This is a genomic window from Erwinia sp. Leaf53 (assembly GCF_001422605.1).
In the GTDB taxonomy this organism is placed as follows: Bacteria; Pseudomonadota; Gammaproteobacteria; order Enterobacterales; family Enterobacteriaceae; genus Erwinia.
In genome coordinates this window covers 145,106-163,182 of sequence record NZ_LMLK01000025.1, presented here as the reverse complement: position 1 = coordinate 163,182, position 18,077 = coordinate 145,106, and the positions used below count along the sequence as shown (strand labels likewise).

Annotated in this window: 19 protein-coding genes; 4 read left to right on the top strand and 15 right to left on the bottom strand. The window is 60.7% G+C overall.

The window, feature by feature from the left end; translation table 11 throughout:
- Window positions 1-59 precede the first annotated feature (59 nt).
- A complete protein-coding gene (locus ASF13_RS20520) occupies window positions 60-1,715 on the bottom strand; it encodes a GMC family oxidoreductase (protein WP_056240994.1) in 1,656 nt (551 codons plus the stop codon).
- Window positions 1,716-1,742: 27 nt separating this feature from the next.
- Window positions 1,743-2,309, bottom strand: coding sequence for a sugar dehydrogenase complex small subunit (locus ASF13_RS20515; RefSeq protein ID WP_056240992.1), 567 nt, complete (start codon window positions 2,307-2,309; stop codon window positions 1,743-1,745).
- Between the two features lie 278 nt (window positions 2,310-2,587).
- On the opposite strand from ASF13_RS20515, the gene yidA reads away from it, so the two are divergent.
- Window positions 2,588-3,397: a sugar-phosphatase gene (yidA, locus tag ASF13_RS20510; protein ID WP_056240989.1), complete on the top strand. Its 810-nt coding sequence runs from the start codon at window positions 2,588-2,590 to the stop codon at window positions 3,395-3,397.
- 80 nt (window positions 3,398-3,477) lie between these two features.
- On the top strand, window positions 3,478-4,767 hold the full coding sequence (locus ASF13_RS20505) for a DUF3748 domain-containing protein (RefSeq protein WP_056240986.1): 1,290 nt from the start codon (window positions 3,478-3,480) through the stop codon (window positions 4,765-4,767).
- Here ASF13_RS20505 and ASF13_RS20500 read toward each other — a convergent pair.
- Window positions 4,727-5,101 (bottom strand): YceK/YidQ family lipoprotein, encoded by a 375-nt coding sequence (locus ASF13_RS20500; RefSeq protein ID WP_056241208.1) that lies wholly within the window; start codon window positions 5,099-5,101, stop codon window positions 4,727-4,729. The two genes, ASF13_RS20505 and ASF13_RS20500, sit on opposite strands and share 41 nt — an antisense overlap.
- Window positions 5,102-5,407: 306 nt before the next feature.
- Here ASF13_RS20500 and ibpA point away from each other — a divergent pair, with 306 nt between their 5' ends.
- A complete protein-coding gene (gene ibpA, locus ASF13_RS20495; protein WP_056240982.1) occupies window positions 5,408-5,827 on the top strand; it encodes a small heat shock chaperone IbpA in 420 nt (139 codons plus the stop codon).
- 35 nt (window positions 5,828-5,862) lie between these two features.
- Here the strand turns inward: ibpA and ASF13_RS20490 are convergent, their stop codons facing one another.
- The 5 genes from ASF13_RS20490 to ASF13_RS20470 form a co-directional block, all read right to left on the bottom strand.
- The gene (locus ASF13_RS20490; protein ID WP_056240979.1) at window positions 5,863-7,113 is read right to left on the bottom strand and encodes a valine--pyruvate transaminase; all 1,251 of its coding nucleotides are present in this window, start codon (window positions 7,111-7,113) and stop codon (window positions 5,863-5,865) included.
- A 248-nt stretch (window positions 7,114-7,361) separates the two neighbouring features.
- Window positions 7,362-8,336: a glyoxylate/hydroxypyruvate reductase GhrB gene (ghrB, locus tag ASF13_RS20485; protein ID WP_056240976.1), complete on the bottom strand. Its 975-nt coding sequence runs from the start codon at window positions 8,334-8,336 to the stop codon at window positions 7,362-7,364.
- A 48-nt stretch (window positions 8,337-8,384) separates the two neighbouring features.
- Window positions 8,385-9,677, bottom strand: coding sequence for an MFS transporter (locus tag ASF13_RS20480; RefSeq protein ID WP_056240975.1), 1,293 nt, complete (start codon window positions 9,675-9,677; stop codon window positions 8,385-8,387).
- 86 nt (window positions 9,678-9,763) lie between these two features.
- A complete protein-coding gene (locus ASF13_RS20475; protein WP_056240972.1) occupies window positions 9,764-10,717 on the bottom strand; it encodes a sugar kinase in 954 nt (317 codons plus the stop codon).
- Window positions 10,718-10,719: 2 nt separating this feature from the next.
- Window positions 10,720-11,469, bottom strand: a complete 750-nt coding sequence (locus ASF13_RS20470; protein ID WP_056241205.1) for a sugar phosphate isomerase/epimerase — start codon at window positions 11,467-11,469, stop codon at window positions 10,720-10,722.
- A 220-nt stretch (window positions 11,470-11,689) separates the two neighbouring features.
- Between ASF13_RS20470 and ASF13_RS20465 the strand changes: the two genes are divergently transcribed.
- Window positions 11,690-11,908, top strand: a complete 219-nt coding sequence (locus tag ASF13_RS20465) for a hypothetical protein (RefSeq protein WP_056240969.1) — start codon at window positions 11,690-11,692, stop codon at window positions 11,906-11,908.
- 72 nt (window positions 11,909-11,980) lie between these two features.
- Here the strand turns inward: ASF13_RS20465 and ASF13_RS20460 are convergent, their stop codons facing one another.
- From ASF13_RS20460 to fdhE, 7 genes are all read right to left on the bottom strand, one after another.
- The gene (locus tag ASF13_RS20460; RefSeq protein WP_056240966.1) at window positions 11,981-12,499 is read right to left on the bottom strand and encodes a hypothetical protein; all 519 of its coding nucleotides are present in this window, start codon (window positions 12,497-12,499) and stop codon (window positions 11,981-11,983) included.
- A gap of 318 nt (window positions 12,500-12,817) precedes the next feature.
- The gene (locus ASF13_RS20455) at window positions 12,818-13,846 is read right to left on the bottom strand and encodes a LacI family DNA-binding transcriptional regulator (protein ID WP_056240962.1); all 1,029 of its coding nucleotides are present in this window, start codon (window positions 13,844-13,846) and stop codon (window positions 12,818-12,820) included.
- Window positions 13,847-13,894: 48 nt separating this feature from the next.
- Entirely contained in the window at window positions 13,895-14,881 is a 987-nt protein-coding gene (locus ASF13_RS20450) for a LacI family DNA-binding transcriptional regulator (protein ID WP_056240958.1), read from the bottom strand.
- A 103-nt stretch (window positions 14,882-14,984) separates the two neighbouring features.
- Window positions 14,985-15,647: an OmpA family lipoprotein gene (locus ASF13_RS20445; RefSeq protein WP_056240955.1), complete on the bottom strand. Its 663-nt coding sequence runs from the start codon at window positions 15,645-15,647 to the stop codon at window positions 14,985-14,987.
- Window positions 15,648-15,760: 113 nt separating this feature from the next.
- A complete protein-coding gene (locus ASF13_RS20440; protein ID WP_056241200.1) occupies window positions 15,761-16,324 on the bottom strand; it encodes a DNA-3-methyladenine glycosylase I in 564 nt (187 codons plus the stop codon).
- Between the two features lie 160 nt (window positions 16,325-16,484).
- Window positions 16,485-17,096 (bottom strand): glutathione S-transferase, encoded by a 612-nt coding sequence (locus ASF13_RS20435; protein WP_056240950.1) that lies wholly within the window; start codon window positions 17,094-17,096, stop codon window positions 16,485-16,487.
- 3 nt (window positions 17,097-17,099) lie between these two features.
- Entirely contained in the window at window positions 17,100-18,026 is a 927-nt protein-coding gene (gene fdhE / locus ASF13_RS20430; RefSeq protein ID WP_056240946.1) for a formate dehydrogenase accessory protein FdhE, read from the bottom strand.
- Window positions 18,027-18,077: the final 51 nt, after the last annotated feature.

Genomic DNA, 18,077 nt, shown 5'->3' with positions numbered 1-18,077 from the left:
GTCCGGTCGGCCACCGCGCCCGGCGGCATCGCGTTGCGGTTGGGTGCTACGCATCAGCTTCATACGTTCCCCCGCAGGCGGCGGGCGATATCTTCCGCGGCCTTCAGACCCAGCGCGGCCATGGTCAGCGTGCTGTTGACCACGCTGGCGGACGGGATCGCCCCGCCGCCCGGCAGCCACAGGTTTTCGTGATCGAAGGTGCGGCAGTTGCCGTCGACCACCGCGTCTTTGCCGCTGCTGCCCATAATGGTGCCGCCCATAATGTGGTTGTTGGCGTTCAGCCCTTTGCTGATGGTGAACTCGCGGGCGTTAAACAGCTGGCCGATATGCTCCAGCTGCGCGTGGGAGGCCTCGGCCCCTTTGCGCACGTAGTCGCCGACGTCGTAGTAAATATCCGGGCAGGCCAGGCCGTGCGGATCTTTGCGGGTTTTGCTTAGCGTCAGGCGGTTTTCCGGGTCCGGCAGCGGCTCAAGGCTGATCGACAGATCGACGCTGTGCACAGCGCGATAGCGGATCTCTTCATCCAGCGCTTTTCCGACCAGCCCCTGCGCCAGCGCCTGCTTAGTGGCGGCGACCACGCGGGAGATGTTGTTGAGGATCACCTTGTTGGCCGAGTAGTCGCGGCGGAATTCACCGTCGCGGAAGCCGACCATGCAGCTGCTCTGCGCCGGGCCGCGCCCCAGCCATACCGGCTCTTTGGTCAGGAACGAGCAGTGGAAGCCGGAGTGGTCCATCATATTGCGGCCGACCATATCCGAGCCGTTGGCGATGCCGTTCGGGTTGCCGCCGTTGGCGGCCAGCAGCAGCAGGCGCGGGGTTTCAATACCGTTACAGGCCAGGGCGAAGGCTTTCGCCGTCGCCTTGTGCGACGCGCCGGAGCTGTCCAGCCAGTGCACGGCGGTGACCCGGTTATTGCCGTCGGTATCGATTTTGTGTACCACCGCTTCAGCCAGCACCACCGCGCCACCGCGCTCGGCGCGCTCCACGTGGTGGATGCCGTTATACATCGCACCGATCGGGCAGATCGGCTGGCAGTTGTTGTTGCCGCAGCAGGTCGGCCGCCCTTCCCACGGCCGCGTGCTGCGCCCCTGCGGGATCGGCACCAGGTTGTATCCGTGCGGGTTCACTACGCTGGCAAAGTAGTTATCGCCGTGGGCAAACGGCACCATATCCATCGGATAGGGCTGGCTGCGCTGCGCCGGTGACTGCTTAGCGGGATCGTTTGGACCGGCCACGCCGATCTCATTTTCAGCCTGGCAGTACCAGGGCTCCAGCTCGTCGTAGGCGATCGGCCAGTCGCGACCGACGCCGTATTTTGACTGCATCACAAAGTCGCTGGGATCGTGCCGCCAGCAGGATGCCGCCCAGTGCCAGGTGGTGCCGCCCACGGTACGCAGGTAGCCCTGCTGGAAGCTGCTGGCATTGGGGCCGGTGACGTTAACGTAGTTGTTCGGCGGGAAGTACAGCGGTGCCGGTGCCAGCGGCGACTGCGGATACAGCCCCTGAAAATCCGAACCGGCGCGGTTGGCGAACGGCATATTGCGCCAGTTTTCTACCGCCTGGGCGCGCTCGATGCGCAGCCCGGCTTCCAGCACCAGCACCGAGTAGCCCTGGCTGACCAGTGCGTTGGCCATCATGCCGCCGACGATGCCGGATCCGACGATGACAACGTCTGCGCTGGCATCTCCCTGCTCACTAAAAATGGGTTTCTTCATCTTGGTCTTATTTTTTATGTTGTTGAATTACAGGCTGGCAATCAGGTTGCTGTGTTCATCGGGCAGCGGCTGGGTCCACCAGATCGGGCCATTGCCGCAGTAGGTGGGCACCACCAGGCCATCGCTGACCGGCCGGTACATCAGCGCCTGCTGATAGGCCACCAGCGTGCCGTGATGGTCATCGCCAACGGTGCCGGTGTACCAGGCGGTAACGATCTGATAGAGAAAGTCTTTCAGCCCGGCCTGGCTGGCCTTATCCAGCAGCTGCTGTGCGCTGTCGCCGGGCTGCAGCAGCTGAACCAGCCGGTTAACCCGCGGCACGAACTGTGCGTCACACTGGCTGAACGCCGCATAAAAACGTGCCGCCAGCCGGCTGTCGATCTGCCGGTGTTCGGTGATCGCCTGTGACAGCGCAATAAAGCCGTTGAGCGGGTCAGCGCCGCTGGCGACGCCGGCAGCGACCGCTTTAAACGGCAGCGGGGTCAGCGCCCCGATAGCCAATATACCGAGCGTGTTACGAAGAAATTCCCGTCGAGTGGAACCGGTTCCATTTTTGGATAGGATAACCTCCGGGGGTGATGATGACGATCGCATGGATATTCCTGATTTTAAAAACGTACAGCGGGATTGAGATGGAGGTCACAAATATTACTGGGATAACCCTGATTTGTTAATGGTGTATTGTAAAAAATTGTATGGATGTAAATTATTTAGCCAAAAATGATAACGTTGCGGCGACCGGCGGTGCCCGGAGCGTGAAAAGCGCGTTGCGTCACGAAGCAGGCGTTTCGCCCCCCGACGCCCTCCACGCGCTGGTCAGAGTGGGCTGAATCGCGTTAGCATGGGGCAAACCCTAAGCTAACGAGGACGGTATGGCGATTAAACTGATTGCGATTGATATGGATGGCACGCTGCTCAACCCGCAGCATGAGATCACTCCCCGCGTGAAGCAGGCCCTGCAGGCGGCGCGCGATAAAGGCGTAGCGGTAGTGCTGGCGACCGGGCGGCCGTTTATCGGCGTGCAGCGCTACCTGCAAGAGTTGGATCTGCAGCAGCCGGGACAGTACTGCATCACTAACAACGGTGCGCTGGTGCAGCGCGCGGAGAGCGGCGAGTGCGTGGCGGAAGTGCCGGTCAGCTTTGACGACTATCTCTACTACGAGCAGCTGGCGCGAGAACTGGGGGTGCATTTTCAGGCGCTGACCCAGACCCACCTGTATACCGCCAACAAAGATATCAGCCGCTACAGCGTGCATGAAGCCAGCATGACCGGTATCGCGCTGCGCTACCGCGCGGTAGAGGAGATGGACCGCTCGCTGACCTTCCCGAAAATTATGATGATCGATGAACCTGAGCTGCTGGACGCCGCCATCGCGCGTATTCCGGCTGAGGCACACGCGCGCAACACCATTCTGAAAAGCTCGCCGTTCTTCCTCGAAATTCTCAACAAGCAGGTGAACAAAGGGGCCGGGGTGAAGGCGCTGGCGGAGCTGCTCGGCCTGCAGCCTGACGAGGTGATGACCATCGGCGATCAGGAAAATGACCTGGCGATGATCGAGTACGCCGGCACCGGCGTGGCAATGGAAAACGGCATCGACGCGGTGAAAGCCATCGCGCAGTTTATTACCAAATCCAACAGCGAAGACGGTGTAGCGCACGCCGTCGAGAAGTTCGTGCTGTAAACGCCCGACCTCTGCGGGCCGGGCATACCCTTGCCGCCGCAAATACATTACCCTTAACGAAACCGTTAAGGGTAATGTCGATGAAAGAACAACAGCTCACCTTCGCTCCACGCCACCATCAGCTCACCAATATCAACGTCTGGACCGCCGACAGTCAGTGGCTGGCCTATGACGTGCGCCCGTCCGGGGCCTCGTTTACCGGGCTGACTATCGAACGGGTTAACGTCGTCAGCGGTGCGGTGGAGGTGCTTTATCAGGCGCAGCACGGCGCGCACGTCGGCGTGGTCACCGTCAGCCCGGATCTGCCGCCGCGTTACGTCTTTATTCACGGACCGGAGCACCCGGAAATTCAGGGGAAATACGATTTTCACCACCGGCGCGGGGTGATCGTGCAACACGGCCGGGCGGAGAATCTCGACGCCTGTGATATCACGCCGCCGTTTACCGCCGGTGCGCTGCGCGGCGGTTCCCACGTGCACGTGTTCAGCCCGGACGGTAGCCGCCTCAGTTTCACCTATAACGATCAGGTGATGCGCCAGCGGGACGTGGCGGAAGATCTGCGCAACGTCGGCGTGGCGGTGCCGCTGCACGCGGTCTGCCCGCCGAAACAGCATCCGCGCGAATACGACGGCAGCCACTACTGCGTGCTGGTCAGCCGTACCTGCTCCGCGCCGCGGCCGGGCAGCGACGAGATCAACCGCGCCTATGAAGAGGGCTGGGTCGGGCAGCAGGGCTATCTGCGGGCCGATGGCAGCCGCCAGCGCTGGGCGCTGGCGTTTATCGGCGACACCCTGAGCGCCGGCGGCGAAAAGGTGCCGGAGGTGTTTCTGGTCGATCTGCCGGAGAAGAATACCGATTTTGCCGTCACCGGCGACCGGCCGCTGCAGGGCACCCTTAGCCAGATGCCGGCCCCGCCGCGCGGCGTGCAGCAGAAGCGTCTGACCTTCACCGACGCGCGCCGCTGGCCGGGGCTGGTCAGCGTGCCGCGCCACTGGCTGCGCAGCTCGCCGGACGGCAGCGCTATCGCTTTTCTGATGCGCGATGACGCGGGGGTCGTGCAGCTGTGGACGGTATCGCCGCTGGGCGGCGAACCGCGGCAGGTCACGCACGCTGCCAGCGATATTCAGTCGGCGTTCAGCTGGCACCCTGATGGCCAGCGGCTGGCGTTTGTCTGCGATAATCAGGTGGTGGTCTGCGATCTGGCCAGCGGCGCGCTGCGGCCGATCACCGCGCGCAGTGAACCGGCCCCGGTCGGCGACGCGGTGGTATTTTCGCCTGACGGAAAACGGGTGGCCTTCCTGCGTGAATGCGGCGAGTGGCGGCAGATATTTATTGCTGCGGTGCCACCATTACCCGCGGAGCAGGCGTAACCAGCGGAGCAGACTGCGCCAGGCCTTCACGGGTCTGGTTCTGCTCTTCGCTGCGGCGGATGCGCTCGCGGGTGGAGTTGGTGTCGCCGGCGCGGTAATAGTCCCACGGCAGCAGTAAGGTATCCATTACCGCTGAAAAGGGCAGATCGATAGCGGCCAGCGGTTTCATTGCCCAGCTGCTCTCCTTGTCGGTCAGTACCTCGGCGCTGGCGCGGGTGCCGGGGTAGTAGCCCTGGCTGGAGCCGGTGTGGGTCATTACGCTGGAACAGCCGCTGGTACCGGCCAGCGACACGGCGATCATTCCGGCAATCCGGTACTTCTTCAGTACAGTTATCATCATTATCCCTTCAGTCATGGCAAGCCCTTACCTGAGACGGGTCACCGGTGTGCGGGGGCGTCACGCCCGGCCACTCTCTGGCGGCTGGCACAGTGATCCGATGAGCTCATCCCTGAGTGTATGACATTCAGTGCGATCCGCTGAAAAAAATCGCACTTTACCCTTGAAAGCTTTTTCTGCATCTCCATTTATTTGTTACGCCCGACGAAACCTGTGCCGACAGGGCAGCGTTTACCGGGCCTGCGGCTCGTCCATTGTGGAGAGCCGGTACTGCAATCTCGCTGATATTCAGGAGCTTAAGCTATGCGTAATTTTGACCTTGCCCCACTGTACCGTTCATCTATTGGCTTTGACCGTCTGATCAACCTGCTGGAATCCAGCCAGGCGCAGGGCAACAATGGCGGCTACCCTCCCTACAACGTGGAGCTGGTGGCAGAAAACCACTACCGGATTACCCTTGCCGTGGCCGGTTTCGCCGAGAGCGAGCTGGAGATTACCTCCCACGACAACCTGCTGACCGTGCGCGGTGCCCATCCTGAAGAACAGGAAGAGCGCACCTACCTCTATCAGGGCATTGCCGAGCGCAACTTTGAGCGCAAGTTCCAGCTGGCCGAGCACGTCCACGTGCGTGACGCACGGCTGGTCAACGGCCTGCTGTACGTTGACCTGGAGCGCGTGGTGCCGGAAGCCAATAAACCGCGCCGCATCGAAATCCTCAAATAAGCGCGTTAACGGGCCGCCCACGGCGGCCCGCTGCGTTACCCCTCGCGGTGCGCCCGCTCCAGCTCTTCCGCCAGAATTTTTATCCCCTGCTCAATCTTCTCGCTCTCCGGCACGTAGTTCATGCGCATACACTGATGGGTGTGCGGCCACTCATGCTCAAGACCCGGGAAAAACAGATGGCCGGGCACCATCAGCACGCCGCGCTGCTTCAGGCGCTGGTACAGCACCTCGGTGGTGACCGGCAGATCTTTAAACCACAGCCAGAGGAAAATCGCCCCTTCCGGCTTGTGGATCAGGCAGCGCTCCGCTGAAAGATAGCGGCGGATCACCGCCACTGTCTCCTTCACCCGCTGCTGGTAGAAGGGCTTAATCACCTCTTCCGACAGCCGCAGCAGGTCGCCACGCTGGATCATCTCATGGGCGATCGCCGGGCCGATGCCGCCGGGGGCGAGGCTGATAATGCCGTTCATATTGCCGATCGCGGTAATCACTTTCTGGTCGGCAATAATAATGCCGCAGCGCGATCCGGGCAGGCCAAGCTTCGACAGGCTCATGCACAGGATAATGTTCGGGTTCCACAGCGGGCGCGCCTCGCTGAAGATAATTCCCGGGAACGGTACGCCGTAGGCGTTATCGATCAGCAGCGGCACCTGATGCTGCTGCGCCAGCGCGTCCAGCTTCAGCAGCTCTTCATCGGTGACCACGTTGCCGGTCGGGTTGGTCGGGCGCGAGACGCAGATCAGCCCGGTATCGTCGCCGATATGCAGGTTTTCAAAGTCAACGTGGTACTTAAACTGGCCTTCCGGCAGCATTTCGATGTTTGGCCGCGTGGAGACGAACAGATCTTCATCCAGCCCGGCGTCGGCGTAGCCGAGGTACTCCGGCGCCAGCGGGAACAGCACGCGCTTTTTGCTGCCGTCGGCGCGGCGGCCGGCGTAGAGGTTAAACAGGTAGAAGAAGGCGCTCTGGCTGCCGTTGGTCAGCGCAATATTCTCCGCCGAGATCTCCCAGCCAAACTGTTCACGCAGCAGCGTTGCCAGCGAATCCAGCAGGGTGCTTTTGCCGCGCGGGCCGTCATAGTTACACAGCGCGTCCGCCAGCTTGCCTTCGTCGTGCATCTGCTGCAACAGCTGCTGGAAGTAGTCATTCATCGCGGGGATCTGCGCCGGATTGCCGCCGCCGAGCATCACCGCGCCGGGCTGGCGTAAGCCCTCGCCCATATCTTCCATCAACCGCGTAATGCCTGAATGTTGCGTAAATTTATCGCCAAATGCCGAGAAGCTCATACCCTGTTAATCACTTGTTGTTCGCTGAGGGTGACAACCTTAACGCCGGGGCAGGAGGGATGCAATCATCGCACCGCTTAAAGCACAGGTGCTGGCATTTTATGCTGAACATCCTACAGGAATCGGTAAGAGGCGGCGTAAAACCGTATGTATCCGCCTCTTACCTGCAGTGTACTATGCAGCCCTCTGTCAGCCGTTCCGGCGGCATAGTGTTCGGGGTCAGGATCTCCCCTTTCGGCCTTAGCGCTTTACTTCAGGGCCTGCGGATTAACGCAGTTCTTCTCTACCTGACCTGCCAGCGCAGCGATCAGGTTATCCACCGCGTCGCGCGCCATGCCGTAGCGGGTTTCATGGGTGGCAGAGCCGATGTGCGGCAGCGCCACCACGTTGTTCAGCTTCAGCAGCTCAGAGCTCAGCGGCAGCGGTTCCTGCTCAAACACGTCCAACCCGGCGGCGTGGATCGTGCCGTCCTTCAGCGCGGCGACCAGCGCCTGCTCGTCGACCACCGGCCCGCGCCCGGCGTTGATCAGGATCGCGCTGGATTTCATTTTTGCCAATTGGTCGCGGCCGATCAGGTGATGGGTTTCATCGGTCAGCGGCAGGATAATGCACACGAAATCCGACTCGGCCAGCAGCGTATCCAGGTCGCAGTACTGCGCGTTAAAACGTTCCTCGGCCTGCGGATGATGTTTACGGGCGTTATAGAGGATCGGCATGCTGAAGCCGAAATGGGCGCGCTGCGCCAGCGCCATGCCGATGCGGCCCATCCCCAGAATACCCAGCTTTTTGTGGTGGACGTCCACGCCGTACCACTCCGGGCCAATGCTCTTTTGCCACTCGCCGGCCTTCACCTTTTCCGCCACTTCCACCACCCGGCGCGCGCTGCTCAGCACCAGTGCCATCAGCGTATCCGCCACGGTTTCGGTCAGCACGGTCGGGGTGTGCATCAGCACCACGCCACGATCGTTCAGCGCATTGACGTCGAAGTTGTCATAACCGACGGAGACGGTAGAGGCCACGCGCAGTTTCGGCGCGTGCTGCAGGAATTCAGCGTCGACCTTACCGCCCGCGCCCAGCAGGCCCTCGGCGTTGTTCAGCGCCTCGGCGTGCGCCGCGATGTTTTCCGGGGTTAAGCCGTTAAATTCGGTCACGCTAAAGTGGTCATCCAGCTTCGCGCGTAAATCCGCAGGTAACGATTTATACAGCACCACAGAAGGTTTCATTCGGTTCTCCCTGTTTGATAGCGACGGGCCGCGGCGGCCCGTATGAGATTAAGCGTGTTTTGCGCACTCAGGCAGCGCTGACGTCTGGTTGCGGGCCGGCCGCACCGCCAGCATCAGCACCACGGACATCAGCAGCGCCCCGGCCATAAAGATATAGGAGGCTGCCGGGCTGCCGGTTTCGCCGTTCAGATAACCGACCACCCACGAACCGAGGAAGGATCCCAGCGCGCCCATCGAGTTGATCAGCGCCATCGCGCCCCCGGAGACGTTACGTGGCAGCATCTCCGGAATAATGGCAAAGAACGGTCCGTAAGGGGCATACATGGCGGCACCGGCAATCACCAGCAGCGCGTAAGAGAGCCAGAAGTTGCCTGCCCCCACCCAATATGAGCCAAAAAAGGCCAGCGCGCCCAGCAACAGTAACGGCCAGACAAACAATTTGCGAGTCTGTAACTTATCCGAGGCCCAGGAGACCAGGATCATCGCTACCGTGGCGGCAAGATAGGGCACCGCCGACAGCCAGCCGGCTTCCACCATCCCCATCTGGCTGCCGTTGCGCAGAATGGAGGGCAGCCACAGCACGAAGCCGTACACGCCAATGCTCCAGCAGAAGTACTGGGCGCAGAGCAGGATCACGTTGCGTGACTTAAACGCCTCGCGGTAGTTGCGTACCGCCTTCAGGCCGGCCTGCTCTTTCTGCAGCTGCGCCTGCAGCGCGGCTTTTTCCGCGTCGCTCAGCCATTTAGCCTGCGCCGGTTTATCCTGCACCAGGAACCACCAGGCGACGGCCCAGATCACCGCCGGGAAGCCTTCGATGATAAACATCTCACGCCAGCCGTACGCCTCGATCAGGTAGCCGGAGACCACCGACATCCACAGCACCGTCACCGGGTTGCCGAGGATCAGGAAGGTGTTGGCGCGGGAACGTTCCGACTGGGTAAACCAGTTGCTGATGTAGATCAGCATCGCCGGCATCACCGCCGCTTCCACTACCCCGAGCGTAAAGCGGATGGCGGCCAGCATCGGAATGTTGCTGACCATGCCGGTCAGGGTGGCGCACATCCCCCACAGGATCAGGCACCAGAACACCAGCTTTTTCACGCTGCGTCGTTCAGCGTAGATCGCACCGGGGATCTGGAAGAAGAAGTAGCCGAGGAAGAACAGCGCACCGATCAGCGACGAGACGCCTTTGGTGATGCCCAGGTCTTCATTAATCCCCGCGGCGGAGGCGAAGCTGAAGTTGGCCCGATCGAGGTATGCCAGACTGTAGGTGATAAACACAATCGGCATGATGTACCACCAGCGTTTAACGGCGAGTGACTGCGGTTTTTCTGCGTTCATGGTGTTTCCTCTGTAGAGGGGAGCCACCGGCGTTTCCGGGCGGGAACGGTGGGGTGGCGGGTTCTTTTTCCGCAGGCTGGCGGGGCTTAAAAATCACCCAGCGCGGCGCGGGTCGGCAGTCCTTCACTGTCACCGATCGCCTGAATCGCCAGCGATCCGATCTTATTGCCGCGGCGAATGGCCGCCGGTAACGCTTTACCTTCCAGCAGCGCGCTGATTACGCCAACGGCAAAGCCGTCACCCGCGCCGACCGTGTCCACCACCTTGCTGACCGGGAAGCCAGCGACATGGCCCCGTTCACCGGCGGCGGTTTTATACCAGGCACCGTCGCTGCCGGTCTTAATCACGACCGCTTTTACTCCCTTCGCCAGGTAGAAATCGGCGATGGCTTCCGGCTGGCGATAGCCGGTCAGGATCTGGCCTTCGGCCAGGCCGGGCAGCACCCAGTCGGCGTGCTGCGCCAGCGCGTTCAGCCGCTCAACCATTACCCCTTCGCTGGACCACAGTGACGGACGCAGGTTGGGGTCGAACGAGAGGCTCCTGCCCGCCGCTTTCATCTCTGACGCCGCGTGGTGAACCAGCGCCAGCGAGCTGTCGGAAAGGGCGGCAGCCACGCCGCTGAGGTGCAGGTGGCGCGCCGCGCCGAAGTAGTCCGGGTTAAAGTCGTCTGTGGAGAGATGGCTGGCGGCAGAGCCTTTGCGAAAATACTCTACCTGCGGGTCAGAGCCGTCATCCACCGATGATTTCAGCTGAAAACCGGTGGGGTAACGCCGGTCAGTAGTCACCTGACGGCGATCGATCCCTTCCAGGTCCAGCTGCTGGCAGATAAAGCGGCCAAAGGAGTCATCGCCAACGCGGCTGACCCAGCCGACCCGCAGGCCGAGGCGCGCCAGCCCGGTGGCCACGTTCAGCTCGGCACCGGCAGCGCGTTTGCTGAACCGCGTGGCGCTGGCCAGGTCGCCGCGCTCACCGGCGACAAACATCGCCATCGCTTCACCCAGGGTCACCACGTCCAGCGTAGCATCAGTTTTCAGGTTCATGGTTACGCCTCCCGCAGCAGGTTAACGTAGCGGCGGGTGACAGCCACCAGGTCAGGGCCTTCGAGCGGGAATTCGATCGCCCGTGGAACGTCAGCGGGCAGCAGCGCCAGCGTCTCACGCCACAGTGTGTCGTTCTCATCCGGCGGTACCGCCCGCCAGCCGCTGCCCTGGGCGGCCACCGCCTTCACGTGGATATAGCTGACGTTGCGCGCCAGGCGGCGGGCGGCCTCCAGCGGTGGATCTCCCGCCCACAGCCAGTTACCGGTGTCGAAGGTCATGCCGCTGCAGGTGCGCTCCTCTCCGCAGCCGTGGAAGAAGGCGTCCAGCGCGGCCAGCCGGCCGCAGTCGGTCTGATCGTTCTCGACCACCAGGTGCACCTGCTGCCGGGCAAGGTAGTCGCGCAGGGCGCGGCGATCCTGCTGCGGACGATAGTGGCCGAGCGAATATTTGATCAGCTGGGCGTTCAGCACCCCGGCTTCGGCAAAGTGCTGGTCGAGGCGCGGGTTCAGCGCGCCGTCGGCCATAAACAGCGCTTCCGGCACCGAATAGACCGCGATCAGCCGCGCCGCCGCGATCGCCGCCGCCAGCGCGGGCAGTTCCTGCAGCTGCTGTTCGCTAAACAACTCGCGGCGGATCTCGACGCCGTCTGCTCCTGCGGCGGCAATCACCGGCAGCAGCGCCTGCTGCCCGCCGAGTTCCTCAATCTGTTGCGAGCCATAGGCTGCAGTGACGACAAACACTTCTCTTTTCATGTTTCCGGCCTCTTTTGCCCGATTTGATGTAAAAACGTTAAATGGGACCGGTTCCAAAGGAAAGCGGCGGCTGCTGAATTTATGATCGCGCTCACGGACCTGGTAATTTTTTGTACCATCAGGCATCAAAAGCAGCAAATGACCGGAAAACCTCCGCAGCGCTCAGCACAATAGCCGCGGGTGTTTTACAGGATTTCACTCTGGCAGGGAGTATAACCGAATGTACAGTGAACAAAGGCAGGCGCTTTTCGAGGAACTTCACCGGCAAATTGAGGACGTTCTCAACGACAGTCCGCTAAGTCTTGAAGAGAAAATGGCGGTAATAATACGCTTCAGTTACCTGATTATGCGTTCCAGCCGCGGTAACCTGGTGGAGATGGAGGTCTCCGACGGCAGTAAAATCTCCGTCCGGCTGGAGCCACCGCGGGTGGCGCACTGAAAGAATTAACCGGCGGGGATCTCCCCGCCTGCGGTATCGGGTCGCTGGTGGCCTGGATAAAAGGGTTATCGGCTAATTGCTGGTGACCTGAGTGAAAAGCATATCGGCAAGTTTTCCCTGTCTGAATGTAAAGTTCGCCATATTTAGCTGAATGAAATTCTTAGCTGCGGGTAATTCACTGTACAGCCAGACAGAACCGGATTTGGGAAGTGTCTCTGTTTTCCAGATCGATGAAAAATAATCCCAGCTCGTACCGATTTCCGTATGGTGGATTTTAACTACGATAGTTTTTTGGGTTTTTTTACAATCCTCATTTTTATCAGCACTGGAGAGTGCAACACCTGAAAGGTCGCCGTGTTGCATCTCATTGTTGGAGATAAACCAGAAGGTTGTTATTTGATTTTTATAGCATAACCATTGTGTGGTTCCGCTATCCTTTATCTCTCCGCCAAGCTTAGCTTTTACCTGTAATAATGTGTTTTTTTCAAACTGTACCTCTTCACCGTCGACAAGGATCCTCGGTATTAACCGGTGGTTACTGAGGTTCTCCTGAGCATTACTTCCATCCTCTCTTTCATACCTTTCAGCCATACCGATGGGGGGGAGATGGCTTTTGTCTGAAAATTAATGATAAGTAGCGTTAACAGAATGGCGGTATTTTTTTTCATCTGACAATCCATTGTATTTCATCGATAAGATATACCGGAATAGCCATAGTGAGTTCCTTTTCAATGAATTTCAGGAACTGTATTGCTTGCTGGTCGGGGAAGTAAATGATGGTTTTGCTGATTATGAAGAATAGATGGGAAATAAAGTGAAAATAAACAGCCGACGAAGAGGGGCTTATAGCATTAGGTTTTATTTAATCTGGTTTAATTTCAATGAGTTGTTGAAATTAAACCAGACGCACTAACCCAGCAGCATTCGCGTTGAACCGCGCACGATCAGCTCTCCCTGGAACACCTGCTCCCCCTGTGGCTGCGGGTCGCCTTCGATGCGGCGGATCACCTGTTCCAGTGCGGCGTGGCCAATCTGCCAGGTAGGTTGCTTTAAGGTGGTGATGCCGCTGCCGGCCAGCTCAGCCCACTCCAGCTCGTCAAAGCCCAGCAGGCCGATATCTTCTCCCCAGTTCAGGTCAAGGCGGCGCAGCGCCCGCGCCACCTGCAGCGTCAGCGCGCCGTTGACCGCCATCACCGCACAGCGCAGATGGCGGTGACGCTGATAAAACTCCTGCAGCACCTGCTCAATCCGCTGATTTTCGCCCAGCGTCACCTCTACCTGCTCTGCCACCAGGCCGGGATGCTGCGCCATGCGCTGGCGGAAGGTGTGCACGCGCTCCAGCCGGGTATTCACCAGCCCGAGGCGCTCGCTGACAAACAGCAGCGCCTGATAACCGCGATCCAGCAGATGGTCGGTAGCCTCTAGCGCCGCCGCGTGGTTATCCAGGCCGACCACATCGCAGACAAAGTCGGGGATCTTGCGGTCAATCAACACCATCGGCAGCGAAGACTGCTGCAGTTTGCTCAGCGCCTGTTCACGCATGCCGACGGCGTTAACCACCAGCCCTTCAACCTGATAGCTGCTGAGCAGGTTGAGGTAATACTGTTCCAGCTCCAGCGCGTTATTGGTGTTACACATCAGCAGGGTGTAGCCGTGCGCCCGGCAGGCGGCTTCGATACCGCTCAGCACGTCTACCGAGTACGGGTTGGTAATATCGGCAATCAGCAGGCCAATCAGGCGGGTGCGGCCACGCTTCAGCCCGCGCGCCATCTGGCTGGGGCGGTAATCGAGGGCGGCGATCGCCGCTTCAATACGCTGCCGCAGCGCGTCGGAAAGCACGTCAAACTCGCCGTTGAGATAGCGGGAAACGCTGGTCTTGCCGGTTTTTGCCGTGCGGGCAACGTCGCTGATGGTGGCTTTAGCGGCCTTAGGATTCATGGCGGTCTCGGATTGCAGGTATTGCGTCAGCCTATCACAACTGCCCGCTCACGGCAGTATCAGCTGCGGTTGCCACAGCACCTGCAGGGCACTCAATGGCTCACCCTCAATCAGCTGTTGTGCCATCTGTGCCACCTGTTGCCCGACCGCCAGCCGGGTGGCCTGGGCGATACTGGCAACCGGCTCGGTGACCACCGAGTCCGCGGGCAGGCCGTCGTAAACCATCAGCTCAACGCGATGACTGCCGGCCAGGCGACCGGCCTCGCGCAGGGCAATCGCCGCGCCGTCGCCCAGCATATTGCAGTCGGTGATTAAGGCCTGCAGCGCGGGCTGTTCTGCCAGCAGCGAGCGGGTCATGCGATACCCCTCACGGCGTGAGGGTTCCACCTGCCAGCACAGCGCCGATGACAGCCGGTGCTGCTGCATAGCGTCCAGATAGCCCTGGCGGCGCTGGCTGACGAAGGTCTGATCGTGGTGGCTGCCCAGCCAGCCGATCTGGCTCAGCCCCTGAGCGGCATAATGCCCGGCGGCCAGCCGGCCACCGGCGTAGTTATCAAAATCGAACCAGGCATAGGGGGCATCCAGCTGGCTGCGCCCGAGCGCCAGAAAGGGAAAGTCCAGCTGCTGCAGCCTGAGCAGGCGGCTGTCATGGCGGCAGGTATGGGCGACGATCAGCGCATCCACGCTGTGCGTGCGCAGAATGCGCTGCAGGTTGCGGTGGTCGTCCTGGGTATCATCGGCGATTGCCAGCAGGTCGATATCGTGCCGCGCAAGCGATTGTGCGGTAGCCGCCATCATTTCTACAAAGCTGGCATCGTTAAACGGCTGGGGCTCAACCGGAAACAGTAAACCGACCGCGTTGGTTTTACCCATCTTCAGGCGGCGGGCGACCGTACTGGGGCGATATCCGCGACGGCGGGCTTCCAGTTGAATACGCTGGCGCGTCTCCTCTGCCACGTCGTTGTAGCCATTAAGCGCCCGGCTGACGGTGGTAACGGAGAGGCCCAGTTTGGCGGCGATAGCTTTCAGTGACATGGTGTGCAGGCAACGATCATTTTTTGCGCACACTAGCACGATTCACTAAAATTCGCTATGGCGCAGAGGATTTATTCCCTGCGCCAACGCCGCCGTTCAGGCGTTACTGCAGAGGGCTGAGGGTAATTTCGACGCGGCGGTTTTGCGCTTTACCTTCGGCGGTGGCGTTAGAGGCCAGCGGATTATCCGGGCCCTGCCCGCTGGTGCGCAGGCGATCGGCCGCCACGCCCTGTACCACCAGCGCGCTGCCCACGCTGTCGGCGCGCTGCTGCGACAGGGTCATATTCAGCTGACGGCTGCCGCTGCTGTCGGTGTAACCCACCACGTTAACCGCGGTTTTAGGATACTCTTTCAGCACCATCGCCACGCCGGTCAGCGTATTCGCTCCCGCAGGTTTCAGCGTGCTGCTGCTGCTGTCAAAGGTGACGTTATTCGGCATGTTCAGCACGATATTATCGCCGTTGCGGGTGACGCTGACCCCGGTACCTTTCATCTTGTCGCGCAGTTTGGCTTCCTGCACGTCCATATAGTAACCGGCTCCGCCGCCCAGTGCCGCACCCGCCGCCGCGCCAATCAGCGCGCCCTTACCGCGATCTTTTTTCGATGAAGAGAGCGCACCCACGCCCGCTCCCAGCGCCGCACCAAGGCCAGCGCCAATACCAGATTTGCCCGCTTCCCGTTCGCCGGTATACGGGTTGGTGGTGCAGCCTGCGAGGGCCAGCGTTCCGCTCAGCACCAGCGCCAGGGTAATGACACTTTTCTTCATGGGTATTCCCTCTTTCTCATTCAGCTGCGGGCAACCTTACCCGCTGGCCGGGCTATTATGCCGCTGAAAAGCGCGGGAAATCCCCAGGTGCATTCCCAAATTTTCCGGGCCGGCTACGGCTGACGATCGGGGTGGCAGAAGCAGCCGCTAACGTGCTCGCTGATCAGCCCGCAGGCCTGCATAAACGAGTAGCAGGTCGTCGGGCCGACAAATTTGAAACCGCGTTTTTTCAGCGCTTTTGACATCGCTTCGGCGGCCGGGCTGATGGTCGGCGCATCACGATAGTGTTCAAAACGGGTGATCTGCGGCTGATGGTCAACAAAGCCCCAGATAAAGTCGTGGAAGGATTCACCGCTGGCCTCCATCGCCAGCAGCGCGCGGGCGTTAGCGATGATGGCGTTGATTTTGCCGCGATGGCGGATAATCCCGCTCTCCTGCATCAGGCGGTCGGTATCCACCTCATCCATCTGCGCCACCTGTTTCGCATCAAAGTGGTGGAAAAGACGGCGATAATTTTCCCGTTTTTTCAGCACGGTTAGCCAGGAGAGCCCGGCGACCTGGCCCTCAAGGCAGATCATTTCAAACAGCGCCTGCGCGTCGTGGTGCGGTACGCCCCATTCGCGATCGTGGTAAGCGAGGTACAGTGGATCGTCAGAGACCCAGCCACAGCGTTGCATCATATCCCTGGTCCTTTGCCGGTTAGTGGATACTGTAAATTAATACAGTATTTTAGCGGGGTTTTTGCAGGTTGTGCAATACGTGTTCACCGCTTTCGCTGCCGGTTGCCGCTGGCGGGCACCGGCAATCGGGCGAACGGGGCGCAGGCAATACAGGACGTCAGGCGGCGGAGGGCTCGGTGCGCGTGAAGCTGGCGCGGGTGAACAGGTTATTGGCCAGCGCGACCAGCGCCGGGCGGTTAACCGGCCAGCCGGGTAACACGCGGCGGAAGTTCAGATAGCTCAGCAGACAGGCGGTGGCGATATCGGCCAGATTCATATCCCGTCCGTTAAGCCAGCGGCCGGTGACAGCCGCGGCTTCCAGGGCATCCAGCCCGCGCTCGATTTTCTGGCGCTGGCGCGCCATCATCTGCTCTGACTGCTGTTCCGGTTTCTTCTGCAGCTCAAGGACGATCAGCAGCGCCGCATCACCAATGCCGTCGGCCAGCGTCTCAAGCTGACGCACCTCCAGCGCGGCGACCGGGTCAACCGGCAGAAACGCCGGAGCCTGGTGCAGAGACTCCAGATAAGCCGCGATCATCGCTGAGTTGTACCAGACCTTACCCTCATCGGTGACCAGCGCCGGGACTTTTCCTAACGGGTTATAGTCCGGAACGTGGCTCTCAGCGACCCACGGCGATTCGTTAACAAACTCGAAGGTGATGCCCTTTTCCAGCAGCATCACGGATATTTTGCGCACAAAAGGGCTGGTATAACTGCCGATCAGTTTCATCGTTCACTCTCCCGGAAATAAAAACGGATTGATGCTGCTGCGGGCAAAGCCCTCCTGCTCCATACGGGCATCCAGCACCAGCGACGCCAGATCGTCGGCCACCGGCTCTACCGCCGGGTCGATCTGCTGGTGAAGCAGCTTGAGGAAGGAGCCACAGTCGCCGCAGCTCTCGGTTTTGACCGCGGCATTCACCCCTTCAAGCGACCAGTAGTGTAGCTGCTTCTCCTGCCCGCAGCTGCTGCACTGGCTGCGCGGCATATGCCATTCAGTTTCGCATAAGTTGCAGTGCAGGTAGCGGGCGCTTTCGCCGCCGCTGGCCATCTGCATCACGCCACAGACCGGCACGCTGCCGCACACCGGGCAGAGCGGACGGGGATCGCCGGCCTCAGCCCGCGCGTGGCCGGGGATCAGCGCCGCCATCTGCGCCCAGTAGACCGACAGCGCTGCCCAGATAAAAGGTGAACTGTCGCTATTGACCTGGGTAAATTCATGCCGCAGCAGCGACTGCGCCATCGCCTCCAGCTCGCTGGCGGAGGCCTTCTCCAGATTCTCCAGCACCGCCAGCGCCTGGCCACTCATCTCTGGTTTCAGCTCGGCGATCAGCGACTGCAGCAGCCGCTGCCAGTGTCCGTCGCGCGTCAGCGTCGCCACGTCCAGCGGCGGCGTTCCCACGCGGGCGCTGTCGGCCAGCCGCGCCTGTAAATCCCCCTGTAGCGGATGATCGTACAGCACGATAACCTGCGCGCTGGCCACCACCGCCGCAAAGCGCAGGTAGTCGCCGAGCGGGTTTTTCTCGGCCAGCTGACGCAGGCGGCCAGCACGGCGGGCATATAGTGACTTCAGCTGTGGAAACAGTAACGGCGGGATCTCCCCTTCGGGCCGGTCAGGGTGCCTGTCCTGTGGTGCCTGCGGGATAATGCGAATAGTCATCAGGAGCCTTATTCGGGTGAATGGCACTGCCAGAAAGGGCAGTCTGCTGAA